Below are 16052 nucleotides of genomic sequence, written 5' to 3'. Positions count from 1 at the left end.
GGGATATTCTGTGACAGCCAGAGCCGCTGCTATCGGAGACTGATTGTGACTTTCATTTCCAAGACCCAACATGCCGACGTCGTCCTGATTGGCGGCGGCATCATGAGCGCCACGCTCGGCGCTTTCATCAAGCAGCTTGAGCCGAACTGGACCATCTCGCTGTTCGAACGGCTCGACGAGCCCGGGCTGGAAAGCTCCGGCCCCTGGAACAACGCCGGCACCGGGCACGCCGCCCTATGTGAGCTTAATTACTCCCCCGCAGCCAAAGACGGCTCGGTGGACCCCGGCAAGGCCCTGAACATCAACGAGCAGTTCCAGCTGTCCCGCCAGTTCTGGTCCCATCTCGTCTCGAATTCCCTGATCGGCTCCCCCAAGGGCTTCATCAACACCGTCCCGCACATGAGCTTCGTGATCGGCGAGGACCACTCCAAGTTCCTCCGCACCCGCTATGAGGCGCTCAAGCCGAACCCGCTGTTCCGTTCCATGGAGTACTCCGAGGACCAGGCCCAGATCGCCAAGTGGGCCCCGCTGATCGTCAAGGGCCGCGACCCCAAGCAGCGCGTCGCGGCAACCCGCGCCGCCGAGGGCACCGACGTCGACTTTGGCGCCCTGACCCGGGAACTGACCACCTACCTCGGCAACAACGGCGTCGAGATCAACTACGGCCACAACGTCAGCGACATCAAGCGGGCGTCCGACGGCGGCTGGGACCTCTCGCTGAAGCACCCCCGCAGCGGCGAGCACGGCTCGATCCACGCGAAGTTCGTGTTTGTCGGCGCGGGCGGCGGCGCCCTCCACCTGCTGCAGGCCTCCGGAATCCCCGAAAGCAAGGGTTTCGGCGGCTTCCCGGTCTCCGGACAGTTCTTCCGCTGCACCGACGAGACCATCGCGGCCCAGCACAGCGCGAAGGTCTACGGCCAGGCATCGGTCGGCGCCCCGCCCATGTCCGTACCGCACCTGGACACTCGCTACGTCAACGGCAAGCGCTCCCTGCTGTTCGGCCCGTACGCGGGCTTCTCCACGAACTTCCTCAAGAACGGCTCCTACCTGGACCTGCCGCTGTCAATCCGCCCGTCCAACATCATCCCGATGCTGGCCGTGGCCAAGGACAACATGGACCTCACCGCCTACCTGGTCAAGGAGGTCGCCAAGCGCCACGGCGACAAGGTCGAGGCCCTGCGCGAGTACTACCCCGAGGCCAAGGACGGCGACTGGGAGCTCATCACCGCCGGCCAGCGGGTCCAGATCATCAAGAAGGACCCCAAGAAGGGCGGCGTGCTGCAGTTCGGCACCGAGGTCATCGCCGGACGCGATGGCAGCATCGGAGCCCTGCTCGGCGCTTCCCCCGGCGCGTCCACGGCCGTGCCGATCATGATCGAACTGCTCCAGAAGTCCTTCCCCAAGAACTTCAAGGGCTGGCAGTCCAAGCTCAAGGACATGATGCCCGGCTACGGTATCAAGCTCAACGACAACCCTGAGCTCGCCGCGCAGCTGGAAGCCGAGACGGCCAAGACGCTGCAGCTTGAACAAGTCGCCGCCCACAGCTAAACCCTCCGGGCGCGGGCCGCGGCGGCCCCTGGTTTGGGAGCCGCCGCAACGCTTATGTTGTTCCCGTTGTGCACCAGGGCTGCGCAGTACATCTGGGCACTACATCTGTGCAGTACGTCTATGCAGTACATCTGTGCAATACGTCGTCGACCCGCCAGGAGACTATGAGATGTTCCGGCTCGCCAAGCTGTCCCTCGCCAACCGGGCCCTGATCGCACTGGTCACGGTGTTCGCCTCGGTGTTCGGCGTGATCACGATGTCCTCGCTGAAGCAGGAGCTCATCCCGTCCATCGAATTCCCGCAGATCACGGTGATCACCTCGATGCCCGGTGCGTCTCCGGAAGTCGTGGACAAGCAGATCAGCGCTCCGCTGGAAACGGCGCTCAACGGCGTCGAGGGGCTGGAGTCGACGTCGTCCACGTCCCGCAACGGCGTCTCACAGATCACCCTGGCGTTCACGTACGGCACCAACCTGGACCGGGCCCGCAACCAGATCGACCGGGCCATCTCCAACGCCCAGCAGGCCCTGCCGAAGGACGTCCAGCCGCAGGCCATCGCCGGCAGCATCAGCGACTTCCCGATCGTGTTCCTCGCCGTGTCCTCGGACAAGCCGCTCAGCGAACTCAACGCCGATCTCGCCCGGCTCAGTGTCCCCCGACTGCAGAAGCTCGACGGCGTGAGGGGCGCCGACGTCACCGGCGGCGCCACCCAGCACATCCAGATCCTGCCGCGGCCCCGGGACATGGCGGCGTCCGGCGCGAGCATCCAGTCCATCAGTGATGCGCTGAAGAACAACGGTTCGCTGGTTCCGGCCGGCACCGTCGAAGAGCAGGGCAAGACCCTCTCGCTGCAGATCGGCAGCCCGGTGGACTCCCTCGACGCGATCAAAGCCCTGCCCCTGGGCGCCGCCCGCAACGCGGCAACGATCGGCAGCGTCGCCGATGTCAGCCTCGTCGAGGATGCCCGCACCTCCATCACGAGGACGAACGGCAAAGAAACCCTCGCCCTGTCCGTGACCAAGAAGCCCGAGGGCGACACCGTCGCGATCTCCCATGCGGTCAAGGACGCCATCCCCCAGCTCGAGGCCGAACTCGGCTCCAACGCCAAGTTCACTCCGGTCTTCGACCAGGCGCCGTTCATCGAGAAATCGATCAAGGACCTCACCACCGAGGGCCTGCTGGGCCTGGGCTTCGCCGTGCTGGTGATCCTGGTGTTCCTGATGTCCGTGCGCGCGACCTTGGTGACCGCCGTGTCGATCCCGTTGTCCCTGCTGATCACCTTCATCGGGCTTTCGGCGACCGGCTATTCCCTGAACATCCTTACCCTCGGAGCACTCACGATTGCGATCGGCCGCGTGGTGGACGACTCGATCGTGGTCATCGAGAACATCAAGCGCCACCTGAGCTACGGCGAGGACAAGATCACCGCCATTGTGACGGCGATCCGCGAAGTCGCCGGCGCCATCACGGCGTCGACCCTGACCACCGTGGCCGTCTTCCTGCCGATCGCCTTCGTCGGTGATCTGGCCGGCGAGCTGTTCCGGCCTTTCGCCCTCACGGTGACCATCGCCCTGCTCTCCTCGCTGCTGGTCTCGCTCACCATCGTGCCGGTGCTGGCGTACTGGTTCCTGCGCGCGCCCGCCGTCACGGACTCCCCGGCCGGTTCTGCCGCTGGCATTGCCGCCAAGGCGCACGAGGCCGAGCAGCGCACGCTGCTTCAGCGCGGCTACCTGCCCGTCCTGTCCGGCACGCAGCGCCATCCGGTCCTCACGCTCGTCGCCGCCGCCCTGGTGCTCGGCGCCACCGTGGCGATGTCCCCGCTTCTCGCCACCGACCTGCTGGGCCGTTCCGGCGAGAACAGCATGACCGTCCGGCAGGCCCTGCCGGCCGGCACGAGCCTTGCCGATGCCAGCGCTTCGGCCATCAGGGTCGAGAACGTGCTGCGGGGCATCGACGGGATCCAGGACGTCCAGTCCACCACCGGCAACGCCCAGACCGGTTTCTCGGCCCTTCTATCCGCCGGCGCGTCGAATTCGACATTCACGGTGGTAACGGACGAAAAGGCCAACCAGGACAAGCTCCAGGACACAGTCCGCGCCGAGCTCGCCAAGCTCGGCGACGTAGGCAAGATCACCGTCGGTTCCCAGCAAGGCGGCTTCGGCACGTCCTCCACCGTGGATATCACCCTCAAAGCCGCCACGACCGCTGACCTCCGGACCGCCAGTGACGTGATGGTCAAGGCCATGGACGGGGTCCCCGGCAGCAGCGAGGTGGCCACCAACTTGGCCGCCAGCCAGCCGGTAGTCCAGGTCAAGGTGGATCGGGCCAAGGCCGTCGCGGCCGGCCTGAACGAAGAGCGCGTGGCCGGGGTCCTGGCCGCCACGATCAGCCCTATTCCCGCGGGGACGGTGCGGATCGACACCGACGACTTCCCGGTCCGGATCGGCGAGGGCACCCGCTTCACGAGCATCGACGCCATCCGGCAGATCCCGCTCCCGACGGCGGCCGGCGCCGTGCCGCTGGGCAGCATCGCCTCCGTGGAACAGGTCGACGTCCCCGTCTCCATTACCGCCAGCAACGGCCAGCGCACCGCGAAGGTTTCCGTGACGCCGTCGGGCGCGAACCTTGGTGCGGTGAGCACGGAAGTCCAGAACCGGCTCACGTCAGTCCAGCTCCCGCCGGGGGTTACCGCCACGATCGGCGGCGCCACGACGCAGCAGGCCGATTCGTTCCGCCAGCTGGGGCTCGCGCTGCTGGCCGCCGTCGCGATCGTCTACGTGATCATGGTGGCTGCGTTCAAGTCCCTCGTGCAGCCTTTGATCCTGCTGGTCTCCATCCCGTTCGCGGCGACGGGAGCCATCGCCCTGCTCGTCGTGACGGGGGTGCCGCTGGGGCTGCCGTCACTGATCGGCATGCTGATGCTCGTGGGCATCGTGGTGACCAACGCGATTGTGCTGATCGACCTCATCAACCAGTACCGCCAGCCGCGCAACGGCGAACCCGGAATGAACGTGGCGGACGCGATCACCCACGGCGCCCGCCAGCGCCTCCGCCCCATCCTCATGACAGCCCTCGCCACAGTGTTCGCCTTGACGCCGATGGCGCTGGGCCTGACCGGCGGCGGGGGGTTCATCTCCCAGCCCCTGGCGATCGTGGTGATCGGCGGCCTGATCTCCTCCACCGCGCTCACGCTCATTCTGGTGCCGGTGCTGTACCGGCTCGTGGAAGGGCGTCGTGAGCGGAAGGCGCTGCAGAAGTCGCTCCCCCGGGGACGCCATTCCGGGCCGGCCGTGGCCAAAGATGTCCCCGACGGTTTCCCTGACGATTTGCCCGAGGACGCTCCCGTACCCAGCAGTTCGCGCTAGGAGTGGGATCCCGGTGCCCCAGCCTTGGCCCGCGCTGCCCTGTGCGGCCTGTGGGTCCCCCTTGACAGCCTGAGCAGGCCACCGGCCGGCTCGACGGCGTCCCTGTGGCGGGGGCCGGCATGGCGGGGTCCGCCGTTGCGGGGTGCGCCGGGGATTCCGGCAGGACGCGGCTCGGGTATGGCGGGGGTCATCACTTCGCGCGCCGGATTGCCGGTATATGTTGCATTTTCCGGGACGTCTTCGCCCTTCATCAGGAGAGCGTCGGCCCCCAGCACTGAGCCGTCGTGCATCGTCACCCCGTAGTTGACCCAGGAATCCACGCCGAGGGAGCAGCGGTTGCCGATCACGATGTGATCGGACTTGAACGCGCCGTCTTCCATGGAATGACCCTGAATGGTGGTTCCTTCATTGAAGGCACAGTCATCACCGATTGCCACGAGCGTTTTCTCCGGCAGGTTGGCGCCTGCATCGTAGAGCCGTTTGCCGACTTTGACGCCCAGCATTCTCCAGATCAGGGGCTTGAAGGGCGTCCCGTTGAACGCCGGCATGGCCAGGAGCTTCCAGAGGCGTTCGTGCCGCCAGAAGTAAGGATCGTAGATGGAGCAGTATTGCGGCTTCAGGCGGCGGAAGCCCATGACCGAACGCTCGGCAAGCACGGCAACCAATACGCGGAACACCAGCAGGGCGAGCATCATGGCGGCGATCGCCGGCACGCCGACAAGACTGAAAGCCGACACGGCAACGGCGCTGCAGAGCGTGGCGACAAATAGCAGGACCCAGCGCACGGCCAGGAACAGCACCATGCTCACGATGTTGTGCCGGTTTTTTGCCGGTAAGGCCCGGTTCCTCGCCTCCTCGATCTTTTGGTCATCAAATTGGGCGTCACGCTGAACCGACCGCGGAATCTCGAACGGAGGCGACCCCAGCAGCCCCACACCCGACCGAACCGGACCGTCGATCGGAATCATCACTTTCGTGGCCAGCAGGCAGTTCTCCCCGACCCGGGATCCAATCGGAACGGTGATGGCGTTGCCGAGGAAGTTGTGGCCGGCGAGGCGGACGGTCGACAGGCGGAACGAGGTGTTGGAGAAGTCGGCGTTCATCATATTCAGGCCGTCCGCGACCATCGTTCCGGTCCCCACGGAGTTCAGGAACGGGGACTCATGGGCCAGCGTGGGGCCGAAATTCGATCCTGTTTGTTCCACCTTCCCAAGGTTGTAACCCAGGGCCTTCAGATAGTGCACGATGTAGGAACTGTCGCCGAAGACGTCTTTGTACAGCCTGACGTTCGAGAGACGGGAGATCATCCGTTGGATGGTGAAGTGCACCCCGTACAAGGGATAGACCTTGTCCGGCTTGATGAAGCGGTTAAGCAAACGCGGGACGGTGAAGACCGTGATCAGCCCGGTGATCAATCCGACAACAAAGAGCACCAGCGTGACGGCAAAGACGTCGGCAAAGAAGCTCATGGCGCCCAGCTGCAGGTGCCCGGTGCTCAGATAGGGCGGCAGGAGCGCCGCCAGCGCGAGGATGACGGCCGGAGCCACCAGGACGAGCCGGTTGAATAGCTGGAGCAGACTGAAAATCACCCTCCGGCGCGTGCTGCACCGCATGGGCGGGACCCGCCGGTATTCGGTGGTGGTGCGCGCCGCCGGTGAACCGTGCCAGACTTGCCCGTCGGGCACGGCCTGCGGCGTCTGCAACGACGAGCTGTGGCCCAGCTGGGTGTCGTCCCCCATTGACGTGCCGATGTCCAAGGTGGTCTTCTCCGACACCAGGACATTTCTCCCCAAGGTCACTGGACCGATATCAATCATGCCTGAACGCGCCCGGAAGCAGAGCAACGAAGAGTTCTTGTGGATTACCGTATTGTCACCGATAGTGAGCAGGTCCGGGCAGGCGGGCACCTTCCGGGAGAAGATCACCACGCCCTTGCCGATCTTGGCCCCCAGGAGCCGCAGGTAGAGCACGTAGAGCGGCGAGCCCACGAAAAGCACAAGGGGGTTTGCGCGGGTAAGGGTCTTCGCGGTCCAGAACCGCAGGTAGGCCAGGCTCCATAGTCGGATGTGCCCCGGCTTCCACCGCCCCACCAGAATCCACTTTGCGAGGATCGGGGTTACGGAAAGGATCACGAACATGGCGGCGCCAAAACCGATCGACCGCACCCACATGTCCAACAGGTTGCTTCCCCCGGACGTCCACTGGAAGCCGATAACCAACAGGAAAGCCGCGTACGTGGTGTAGCCGAGGAAAATCAGCAGCTGGATAACCCCGCACATGAAGTAGCTGAACGAGCTGGCCTGGGGCATCGGTGCCGGGACCGCAGTGCCGGTGTCCGGCACGGCCGCGCTGAGAACCGATGCGCTGTGCCTGGCTTCCAGGCACGTGGCGAGCTGCCGGACCGTGGGGTTCTCGTAGATGTCCTGCATTGCTGCCGGCGGCAGGGCGGTTTCTTTTCTGATGCGGGCGCAATAGCGCGCCATCAGCAAGGAGTCAGCCCCCAGGTCGTTGAAGAAGTGGGCGTCTGTGGACACCTTGTCAAGGCCCAGCACTGCGCCCAGCTGCTTCGCCAGGGCCTCTTCGGCAGGAGTCGTCGGGGCGGTGTAGGAACCGGCGGCCGCCTGACTGATCCTGTGCTCCGGCCGGGGCAGCCGCTTCCTGTCCACCTTGTCACTGGCCATCATGGGCAGGGCATCCAGTTGTTCAAAATAGGCCGGAACCATGTACCCGGGAAGCCTGGTGCGCAGCATCCGGTGGAGGTCATGGGCATCAACGCCCGTGATGTCATGGCGGAGGGTGTAGTAGGCGGCCAGTTCCACCGTTCCGGGTTCCGGTTCATAGGTTTGAACGACTGCCTGCGCAATTCCGGGCAGTTGCAGGAGGACGGATTCTATTTCGCTCAGCTCGATGCGGTAGCCGCGTATCTTGACCTGCGTGTCGATCCGTCCGAAGTACTCGAGGTCTCCGTCGTCGTTGATCCGTCCGAGATCCCCGGTGCGGTAGATCCGGCCGGAGGGGTTGTTCTTGATGCCCAGGAAGTCCGGGATGAAGGCCCGCTCCGTCAGGTCCGGCCGGTTGACGTAGCCCCGTGCCAGCCCCACTCCTGCCAAGCCGATTTCCCCGGTTTCGCCCGCCGGCAGGGCCCGGGGCTCCACGGGATCAACAATGACGGCCGTGTAGGTGGGCAGGGGCACGCCGAGGGACACGGGCGTGTCCGGGTCAAGGAGGGACCAGGTGGCAGTCACCGTCGCTTCGGTCGGGCCGTAGACATTCAGGAATCGACGACCCGGGCGGTGCCAGCGCTGGACGAGATCCCGCGGGCAGGCCTCCCCGGAGACCAGGAGAAACCGGAGACCGGGCAGATCATCCTCAAGGGTGGCCAGCAGGGTTGGAACACAGCAAAGGGCTGTGATCCGTTTCGCCTGCAAGTACTCCGCGAGCTCGGCGCCCAGCATGCTGGAGCGTCCGGGTTTAGGTACCAGGGTCGCTCCCACCATCCAGGCAACCCAGATTTCCTCCACCGAAAAATCAAAGGCGATCGTCATGCCCTGATACACGCGGTCCGTGGGCTCCATGCCGTAGACGTCAGCGGCCACCCGGACAAAATTGCAGATGCTGGCCTGGTCCACCGCCACACCCTTCGGCCGGCCCGTCGAGCCGGACGTGTAGATGATGTACGCCAGCTCATCCTTGGTTCCGCCCTTGGCCGCACCGTTCAGGCGCGAGGGGTCCTTGGCGTCGACCTGGGCCTGTACATCGTCGAGACACACCGTCACAGCGGCCACTTCGGGCATCAAGTCCTTCAGGTGCGACAGTGACAGGATCATCGCCACATTGGCGTCTTCCACAATGTACTGGAGACGGTCGGGGGGAAATCCGGCGTCCAGGGGAACATAGGCCGCGTGGATCTTCAGGACGGCGAGCATCGCCACGTAGGCACGCCACGGCTGGTCGAACAGCAACGCAATGCGGTCACCCGGGCGGGCACCACACACCAGGAGATGCCGCGCCAGCTGGTTCGCGCGTTCATCCAGTTGCAGATACGTCAGGACGATGTCCCCTGAATCCACGGCGACCTGATCCTCCAGCCCCTGTTCCCGCAGGCGGTCGCAGCGATCCTCAAACAGCTGGTCCAGCCGCTCCCCCCGCTGCCAGCGGGCGGTTTGATCCGGTGCGGCCGATGTGAGGATCGTTCCCCCCTCAGAACCGCCGTTCACCGACATCTTTCCGCGCAACTCAGGGGGCCGGGTGAGGCCGTTGCCGATCCTCGCGGTCTTGCCCATCCTTTAGCTCCTTCGCTAGAAGTGACGTGCCACGGCTCTGTCGCCTCGCGCGACAGCCGTCCTGTCTTTGCCGGATATCGCAATCCAGGTGCCGACCGGGCGGCCGCCGGCGGGCACGAGAGTGCCCATGCGACCCGTCGCCGCCGCCCCGTCCGCCGTCGCCATGCCAAACGCCAGGCGAACGGCCCGTTCGGCATCCGCGAGCCGGTCGGTGGGCGTCGCGGCCCCCAGGCAGGTCTCCGACATATCGACCAGATCGAGGCCCACATCGGCGTCGGAAAGGGCCTTCAGGAATGTGCAGAAGATTTCCGGCGAGGACCTCATGCCCAGGCCGGTGACGGACACTCTGCCCATCTCGCTGTCGTGCTGCAGACCCTGAAATCCGATGGCTCCCTTGGCCGCGTTCAACACGGAAAGGGCTTGCGCCGCCTGGGCTGCCGGAAGGATCAGGGCAACGTCCGAGCGCCGCGACCCCGTGCCGGCCGGTGTCTGGACGACCGTCTGGACGTTGGCCCCGGACCGCGAGAGCACTTGGAAGATGCGCGAAATGCTGTCCGGTTCGTCCGGAATGCCAACGACGATAATTTTCGACGCCGAGTTGACCCCGGCTACCGCAGTCACCACGGGTTGCTCGCCCGCGGGCGGGCGCAGCGCACCGCGGTCAAGGCCAGGCAGAATCAAGGTTCCTGCTTCCGGCACGAAAGAGGACCTGACATGGATCGGAATACCGAACCGGCGGGCATATTCCACGCACCGCAGGTGAAGTACCTTGCACCCGGAGGCCGCGAATTCAAGCATCTCTTCGCTTGAGAGGACGTCCAGCTTGCGCGCTGTCGGGACAACACGCGGGTCCGCGGTATAGACACCGTCAACATCCGTGTAGATCTCGCAAATACCGGCGCCCAGTGCCGCGGCAAGCGCCACCGCGGTGAGATCCGAACCACCGCGCCCGAGGGTGGTGATTTTCCGCCGCTTCTTGGTTCTGCCCTGGAATCCAGCAACGATCGGCACTTCGCCGCGGGCCAGACTCGTGCGGACACGGCCCGGCCTGACATCAGTGATGTGCGCCTTGCCGTGAATGTTGTCGGTGATGAAGCCGGCCGCGCTGCCGGTGAACGTCCGCGGCACCTGGCCCAGATCTGCCAGTGCGATCGCCAGGAGTGCCGAGGATACGAGTTCGCCGACGCTCAGGAGGGCATCGAGGTCGCCGGGAAGCGGCCGGGTGGAAACTTCGGCCGCCAGGTCGCAGAGATCATCCGTGGTGTCGCCCATGGCGGACACCACCGCAACTACCCGGAATCCCTCCTCACGCGTCTTGGCGATCCGCTCGGCGGCACGGATGATGCCTGCGGCATCGGCCAGCGACGAACCACCGAACTTTTGCACGATGACGCTTCCCGGGGGGACACTTCCCGGGGGGATGCCCCGTGCTGTTTCCGCTGGATCGCCATCGTTAGCCGCTGTGGCTTTGCGGGTACCCATTTCTCCCCCGAAATCTACTTCGATTCTTGCGAGCGGTCCTTGCCCCACTGTCGGGGCGTCCGTGCGGATGATCAAACAGTGGATGCCAAGGCGACAGGAACGCCGGTGACGGCCTCTGCGGCCCCGGCGAGAATATCGAGTCCCTTCCGCAGGTTCTCGTGGCTCATGGTCAGCGCGGGCATTGCCTTGATGACCTCACCCTGCGGACCCGACGTTTCCACGAGCAGCCCACGGGCGAACGACTCAGCCGCGATCTTTTCCGCAGTCCCCGGGTGGGGGTAGTAGACACCGGCGAGCAGGCCCCGGCCACGGACGGTGGCGCCGTCGATGCCGGTCGCGATCTGCGAAAGCCCCTCGTGCAGTTGCGTAATGAGCCCCGCGACATGCGACTCGAACCTGCCGTCCTGCCAGTAGTGCTCCAGGGCAGCGGCTCCGGTGACGAAGGCGGGGTTGTGGCCCCGGAATGTTCCGTTATGCTCGCCGGGTTTCCAGATGTCCAGCTCGGGCTTGAACAGTGTCAGTGCCATGGGCAGCCCGAAGCCGGAAATGGATTTTGACAGGCAGACGATATCCGGGGTTATAGCCGCATCCTCGAAACTGAAGAATGTTCCGGTGCGTCCGCAACCGGCCTGTACATCGTCAACAATGAGCAAGATGTCATGCTGGTGGCATAGCTCCGCGAGGCCCTGGAGCCACGATGCCCGGGCGGCCCTGAGCCCGCCCTCGCCCTGGACCGTTTCCACGATCACGGCGGCGGGTTTGTCGAGTCCGGATCCGCTGTCCTCCAGCGCGTGCCGGAGCCACAGGAAGTCCGGCGTCTGACCGTCGAAGAATCCGTCATAGGGCATGCTCGATGCATTCGTCAGCGGCACACCGGCGCCCTGCCGTTTCATGGAATTGCCGGTCACCGACAATGAGCCCAGGGTCATCCCGTGGAATGCGTTGGTGAAGCTGAGGATATGTTGCCGGCCGGTGACTTTACGCGCCAGCTTCAGGGCCGCTTCCACTGAGTTTGTTCCGGTGGGACCGGGGAACATTACTTTGTAGTCCAAATGCCGGGGCTTGAGGATGAGCTCCTGGAATGATTCCAGGAAGCGCCGCTTGGCAGGCGTTTTCATGTCGAGCGAATGAACGATGGCGCCGGAAAGTAGGTAATCCACGAGCGGCCGGAGCAGTACCGGGTTGTTGTGGCCGTAGTTCAGTGCTCCGGCCCCGGAAAAGAAGTCCAGATATTCCCTGCCATCCTCACCGTAGAGGGTGCTGCCGGCGGCCCGCTCAAACACGGTGTCCCAGCTGCGGCAATAGCAGCGGACTTCAGATTCCAAAGTTTCAAAGATGTCCATCTTTCGATGTCCCCCGTACTTCTGCGACTAGCGAAGTGTCCCGAGCGTGGATTCAGCTCAGGCTCCCGGATGACGGGCAACGGAAGGATGCAGCACGACATCTGCGGCGTGCTGATCACTGCTCCCACGGAGCCCGTATTTTTTTCACCAATGGAGTATTTCCATACGTGAACGTGGCAGCTAATGCCTGCCCGAATGTGTTGCTATGCCTAGGCTAGTCTCAGGCAGCTCTCAGCACCTGAGTATTAGGTACTTGTTTTTTCCACCCAAACGGCTGGTGGACTACCCGATTCGGTGGAGATCCAACAATTCTGCCAGCGCCTGGCAATGTCGAATAAGGACGTCCGGCCCTTGCGTTGTTGCATCAACCCTTCCGGACATTGGCGTCTGACACGGTCGCGGACGTCAGGCCCACCGGACATTTCCTTGAGCAGGTCCGGGTTGGTGTTGGCGAGGGTGCCGCAGGCTTCGTGGCAGCAGGGTGTCAGCAGCCAGGATGGCCGCAGCCGCAAGGTAAGGGAATATCCGGCCGCTCCGGGCGTTGTACCCACCGATACATGCAAATGCATGTAACTCGGTTATAGTGGAAACAGTTCCCGGATCACCGGCCATGGAAAGGCACATCATGCAGATCGGCGTCTTCAGCGTCAGCGACATCACCACCGACCCCACCACGGGCCGCACCCCCACCGAGCACGAGCGCATCAAGGCGTCTGTGGCGATCGCCAAGAAGGTCGAAGAGATCGGCATGGATGTCTATGCCATCGGCGAGCACCACAACCGCCCGTTCTTCTCCTCCTCCCCCACCACCACGCTGGCCTACATCGCTGCCCAGACAGAGCGCATCATCTTGTCCACGGCCACCACGCTGATCACCACCAATGACCCGGTCAAGATCGCGGAAGACTTCGCGATGCTCCAGCACCTCGCGGACGGCCGCGTGGACCTGGTGCTGGGCCGCGGCAACACGGCACCCGTCTACCCCTGGTTCGGCAAGAACATCCAGGACGGGATCGAACTTGCGATCGAGAACTACAGCCTGCTGCGCCGCCTCTGGGATGAGGACACCGTCAACTGGTCCGGCAAACACCGCACCCCGCTGCAGAACTTCACGTCCACGCCCCGCCCGCTCGACGGCGTCGCCCCCTTCGTGTGGCACGGCTCCATCCGCACGCCGCAGATCGCCGAAGTGGCCGCCTACTACGGTGACGGCTTCTTCGCCAACAACATCTTCTGGCCCAAGGAGCACTACCAGCAGCTGATCGGCCTCTACCGCGAGCGCTACGAGCACTACGGCCACGGCAAGGCGGACCAGGCCATCGTGGGCCTCGGCGGCCAGTTCTTCATGCGGAAGAACTCCCAGGACGCCGTCAAGGAGTTCCGCCCCTACTTCGACAACGCCCCGGTGTACGGCCACGGCCCGTCGCTGGAAGACTTCACCTCCCAGACCCCGCTGACGGTCGGCAGCCCGCAGGAAGTCATCGAGAAGACCCTCACGTTCCGGGAATACTTTGGCGACTACCAGCGCCAACTCTTCCTGATCGACCACGCCGGCCTGCCGCTGAAGACGGTCCTGGAGCAGCTGGACCTGTTCGGCGAAGAGGTCCTGCCGGTGCTCCGCCGGGAATACGCCGCACTCAAGCCCGCGCATGTCCCCGAGCCTCCCACGCACGCCGGCCGGGTAGCCGCCGCGCTGGCCGCGGGCACCGGCGACGGCGCAGCGGCAGAGACAGCGACAGAGACCACCAGCCAGGACGCGTGATGCACGCCAAGACCACAGAATCGCCGGTGCGCCTCGCCGCGGAAACCTGGGAATCACTGTTCCGCGCCCAGGTGGCGGTGATGCGCAAGCTACAGGCGGCACCGGCGTTCAAAGCCCTGGCCCTCAATGAATACGACGTCCTGTTCACGCTCTCCCGCTGCCCCTCCGGATGGCTGCGCCTGAACGAGCTCAACGACAACGTCCTGCTGAGCCAGTCGAGCCTGAGCCGGCTGGTGGAGCGGCTCGAAAAGCGCGGCCTCGTGGAACGGACGCCGGCCCCCGACGACGGCCGGGGCATCCTGATCCGGCTCACAGATGCCGGAAGAGACCTGCAGAAGCAGATCGGCCGGGAGCACGTCCGGGACATCGCCGCCCTGGTGGGGCCGGCTCTCTCGGCCGCCGAACAGCAGGAACTGCTGCGGCTGACCGAGAAGCTCCGCGCCTCGGTCGCCGCGCGCTGACGGTGGCCGGCCGGCCGGCTGCCGGCTCGCAAAGGCGCCCCTTCCGGAAACGTCCGGAAGGGGCGCCTTTGCATATGGTGCCTACCGGATGGCGACGAGCTTCGCCGGGTCTTCCACCGGCAGCACATCCACGATCGCGGTGACTTTGATGTCCTGCAGGGACAGGCTTCCGCCCACCGTCGAGAGGAAAGCTGTGTCCGAGGAATCGCGCCCGGCCGTGATTCTCAGCATGCTTTCCCGCGGTGCCAGGCCGGTGGGGTCGATGATGTGCCAGGCTCCGTTGATGTGTGCTTCGGCCACAGCGTGGAAGTCCATCGGGGTCAAGCCCGGCGCATACACGGCCGCCAGCCGGGCCGGGACGTTCTTGGACCGCAGCAGGGCAATGGCGAGGTGGGCGAAGTCCCTGCAGACACCACGACGGTGCAGGAGCGTTTCGACGGCGCCGTCGGTCCCCCGCGAGGAACCGCTGACATAGCGCAGTTCGCTGAAGACCCAGTTGCGGACAGCGTGGAGCAGCTCTTCGCCCTGAAGGCCGCCGAATTCGGCATACGCTGTGGGCAGCAGCCGGTCAGACTCCGCGTAGCGGCTGGGCCGGACATACCGGATCAGTTCCATGAGGCCCGGTTCTTCGGGCAGAGCTACACCGGTGACCGTGGCCGAGTACTCCACCAGGACTTCTGCGGGTTCGGCGAATTCCATGTAGTGGAACCGCCCGCCGTGGTGGTCCGAGAGCTCCGTCAGCGGCACCTGCCCGCCGCCCGCGGTCACCGACAGCGACTCTTCCAGGGAGTCGTACCCGGCGTTCCGGGCCACGGCCACGGCGAGCGCCACCTTGGTCTCGGCGACGGTTTTGAAGGCCAGGCGGGCGGCTACAGTGCGTTCCATGTATCTCCGGGATGTGAGGTGAGGGCAAGGTGAAGTCGCCGTCGACGGCCCGGGGATGTGCGGGTGTGCGGGACTAGTTTTTGATCTTCAGAGACATTAGCATCCGCTGGACGTTGGCAAATTCGGACCCGTCGTTAACGTACTTGGCGGCCTGGTCAAGGGTGTCGAACGCCTTTGCCGGAGCGACCTTCTGGTCCGGAGCCAACGGCTTGAGCACCGTCAGGTCGGCAAAGGAATAGTCGCCCTTGCCGTCCGGGCCGCGGACCACGTTCGGCAGCGCGCAGCTCTTGCCGCCGGCCCCGCCCACCACGTTCGTGATGCCGTAGGAGCCGAAGTACTTGTAGCCCTGGATGACCCGGAACACCACGTGCGGATCGATGGTCCCCTCGCCGCCCCGGTGCGGCAGGTCGACGGGCACGCTGCTGACCACGACGTAGTTCCGCGCGTCGCCGTCCGAGCAGGCGGGGACGGGCTGCGGCGCGAGCCCCGTCTGGAGGGTGGCCAGATAGGCGCCCTTGGCGTCTTTGACCTCGATTTTCAGTGCGCCCGGGAGCGTGCCGGCGTCGGGGGCAACGGACTGGACAATCCAGTCCTGCGGCACCTCAAAACTGACGGTCTTTGCCGGATCGGTGAAGAGTTTCCAGGCCGACGCCGTGGAGCCCGGGGTGGTGGAAACGCTGGCGGACGGCGTCGGGCTCTGGGCGGGAGCCGACGTCGTACTTTCCGTTGCGCTGCTGCCGGCCGTCCACACGGGCGCCCCTTTGCCGTCGCTGCTGCAGCCCGAGAGCGCCACCGCCGCGACCGCGAGCGCGACGCCGGCGCGCAGCGCGGCGTTCCGAGTCCCGGTGGTGCCTGATCCTTTGGCGGTGCCTGATCCTTGAGCGAGGTCCCTCCCAGTCATGGAGTCAGCGTAGCTTGGGTCCT

9 protein-coding genes are annotated in these 16052 nt (G+C 65.1%); 4 read left to right on the top strand and 5 right to left on the bottom strand.

The window, feature by feature from the left end; translation table 11 throughout:
* The first annotated feature begins 45 nt into the window (after positions 1-45).
* Positions 46-1548, top strand: coding sequence for a malate:quinone oxidoreductase (locus tag C9424_RS08945; RefSeq protein WP_116766530.1), 1503 nt, complete (start codon positions 46-48; stop codon positions 1546-1548).
* Between the two features lie 169 nt (positions 1549-1717).
* The gene (locus C9424_RS08940; RefSeq protein WP_116766529.1) at positions 1718-4912 is read left to right on the top strand and encodes an efflux RND transporter permease subunit; all 3195 of its coding nucleotides are present in this window, start codon (positions 1718-1720) and stop codon (positions 4910-4912) included.
* Here C9424_RS08940 and C9424_RS08935 read toward each other — a convergent pair.
* From C9424_RS08935 to ectB, 3 genes are all read right to left on the bottom strand, one after another.
* The gene (locus C9424_RS08935; RefSeq protein WP_116766528.1) at positions 4909-9195 is read right to left on the bottom strand and encodes a Pls/PosA family non-ribosomal peptide synthetase; all 4287 of its coding nucleotides are present in this window, start codon (positions 9193-9195) and stop codon (positions 4909-4911) included. The genes C9424_RS08940 and C9424_RS08935 overlap by 4 nt on opposite strands.
* Before the next feature lie 15 nt (positions 9196-9210).
* Positions 9211-10677, bottom strand: coding sequence for an aspartate kinase (locus C9424_RS08930; protein WP_116766527.1), 1467 nt, complete (start codon positions 10675-10677; stop codon positions 9211-9213).
* Positions 10678-10748: 71 nt separating this feature from the next.
* On the bottom strand, positions 10749-12020 hold the full coding sequence (gene ectB, locus C9424_RS08925) for a diaminobutyrate--2-oxoglutarate transaminase (RefSeq protein ID WP_116766526.1): 1272 nt from the start codon (positions 12018-12020) through the stop codon (positions 10749-10751).
* A gap of 625 nt (positions 12021-12645) precedes the next feature.
* On the opposite strand from ectB, the gene C9424_RS08920 reads away from it, so the two are divergent.
* Complete coding sequence (locus C9424_RS08920) at positions 12646-13782, top strand: LLM class flavin-dependent oxidoreductase (RefSeq protein WP_091253517.1); 1137 nt, start codon at positions 12646-12648, stop codon at positions 13780-13782.
* Complete coding sequence (locus C9424_RS08915; protein WP_116766525.1) at positions 13782-14243, top strand: MarR family winged helix-turn-helix transcriptional regulator; 462 nt, start codon at positions 13782-13784, stop codon at positions 14241-14243. Before C9424_RS08920 ends, C9424_RS08915 begins: the two co-directional genes overlap by 1 nt.
* An 81-nt stretch (positions 14244-14324) precedes the next feature.
* On the opposite strand, the gene C9424_RS08910 is transcribed toward C9424_RS08915, so the two are convergent.
* Together C9424_RS08910 and C9424_RS08905 are read right to left on the bottom strand one after the other, a co-directional pair.
* The gene (locus C9424_RS08910; RefSeq protein WP_116766524.1) at positions 14325-15128 is read right to left on the bottom strand and encodes a transglutaminase-like domain-containing protein; all 804 of its coding nucleotides are present in this window, start codon (positions 15126-15128) and stop codon (positions 14325-14327) included.
* Between the two features lie 73 nt (positions 15129-15201).
* Positions 15202-16029, bottom strand: coding sequence for a hypothetical protein (locus C9424_RS08905; RefSeq protein WP_237563371.1), 828 nt, complete (start codon positions 16027-16029; stop codon positions 15202-15204).
* Positions 16030-16052: the final 23 nt, after the last annotated feature.

The organism is Arthrobacter sp. H-02-3, from assembly GCF_003097355.1.
Classification (GTDB): domain Bacteria; phylum Actinomycetota; class Actinomycetes; order Actinomycetales; family Micrococcaceae; genus Arthrobacter; species Arthrobacter humicola.
Note: the sequence above shows the minus strand (reverse complement) of the source record. Positions and strands in the feature narration are given on the sequence as shown.

What these genes read in the sequence shown, in the direction of transcription:
- C9424_RS08940 (WP_116766529.1), top strand. Translation starts at nt 1,718, where the DNA reads ATGTTCCGGCTCGCCAAGCTGTCCCTCGCCAACCGGGCCCTGATCGCA.
- C9424_RS08935 (WP_116766528.1), bottom strand. Translation starts at nt 9,195, where the DNA reads ATGGGCAAGACCGCGAGGATCGGCAACGGCCTCACCCGGCCCCCTGAG.
- C9424_RS08930 (WP_116766527.1), bottom strand. Translation starts at nt 10,677, where the DNA reads ATGGGTACCCGCAAAGCCACAGCGGCTAACGATGGCGATCCAGCGGAA.
- ectB (WP_116766526.1), bottom strand. Translation starts at nt 12,020, where the DNA reads ATGGACATCTTTGAAACTTTGGAATCTGAAGTCCGCTGCTATTGCCGC.
- C9424_RS08920 (WP_091253517.1), top strand. Translation starts at nt 12,646, where the DNA reads ATGCAGATCGGCGTCTTCAGCGTCAGCGACATCACCACCGACCCCACC.
- C9424_RS08915 (WP_116766525.1), top strand. Translation starts at nt 13,782, where the DNA reads ATGCACGCCAAGACCACAGAATCGCCGGTGCGCCTCGCCGCGGAAACC.
- C9424_RS08910 (WP_116766524.1), bottom strand. Translation starts at nt 15,128, where the DNA reads ATGGAACGCACTGTAGCCGCCCGCCTGGCCTTCAAAACCGTCGCCGAG.
- C9424_RS08905 (WP_237563371.1), bottom strand. Translation starts at nt 16,029, where the DNA reads ATGACTGGGAGGGACCTCGCTCAAGGATCAGGCACCGCCAAAGGATCA.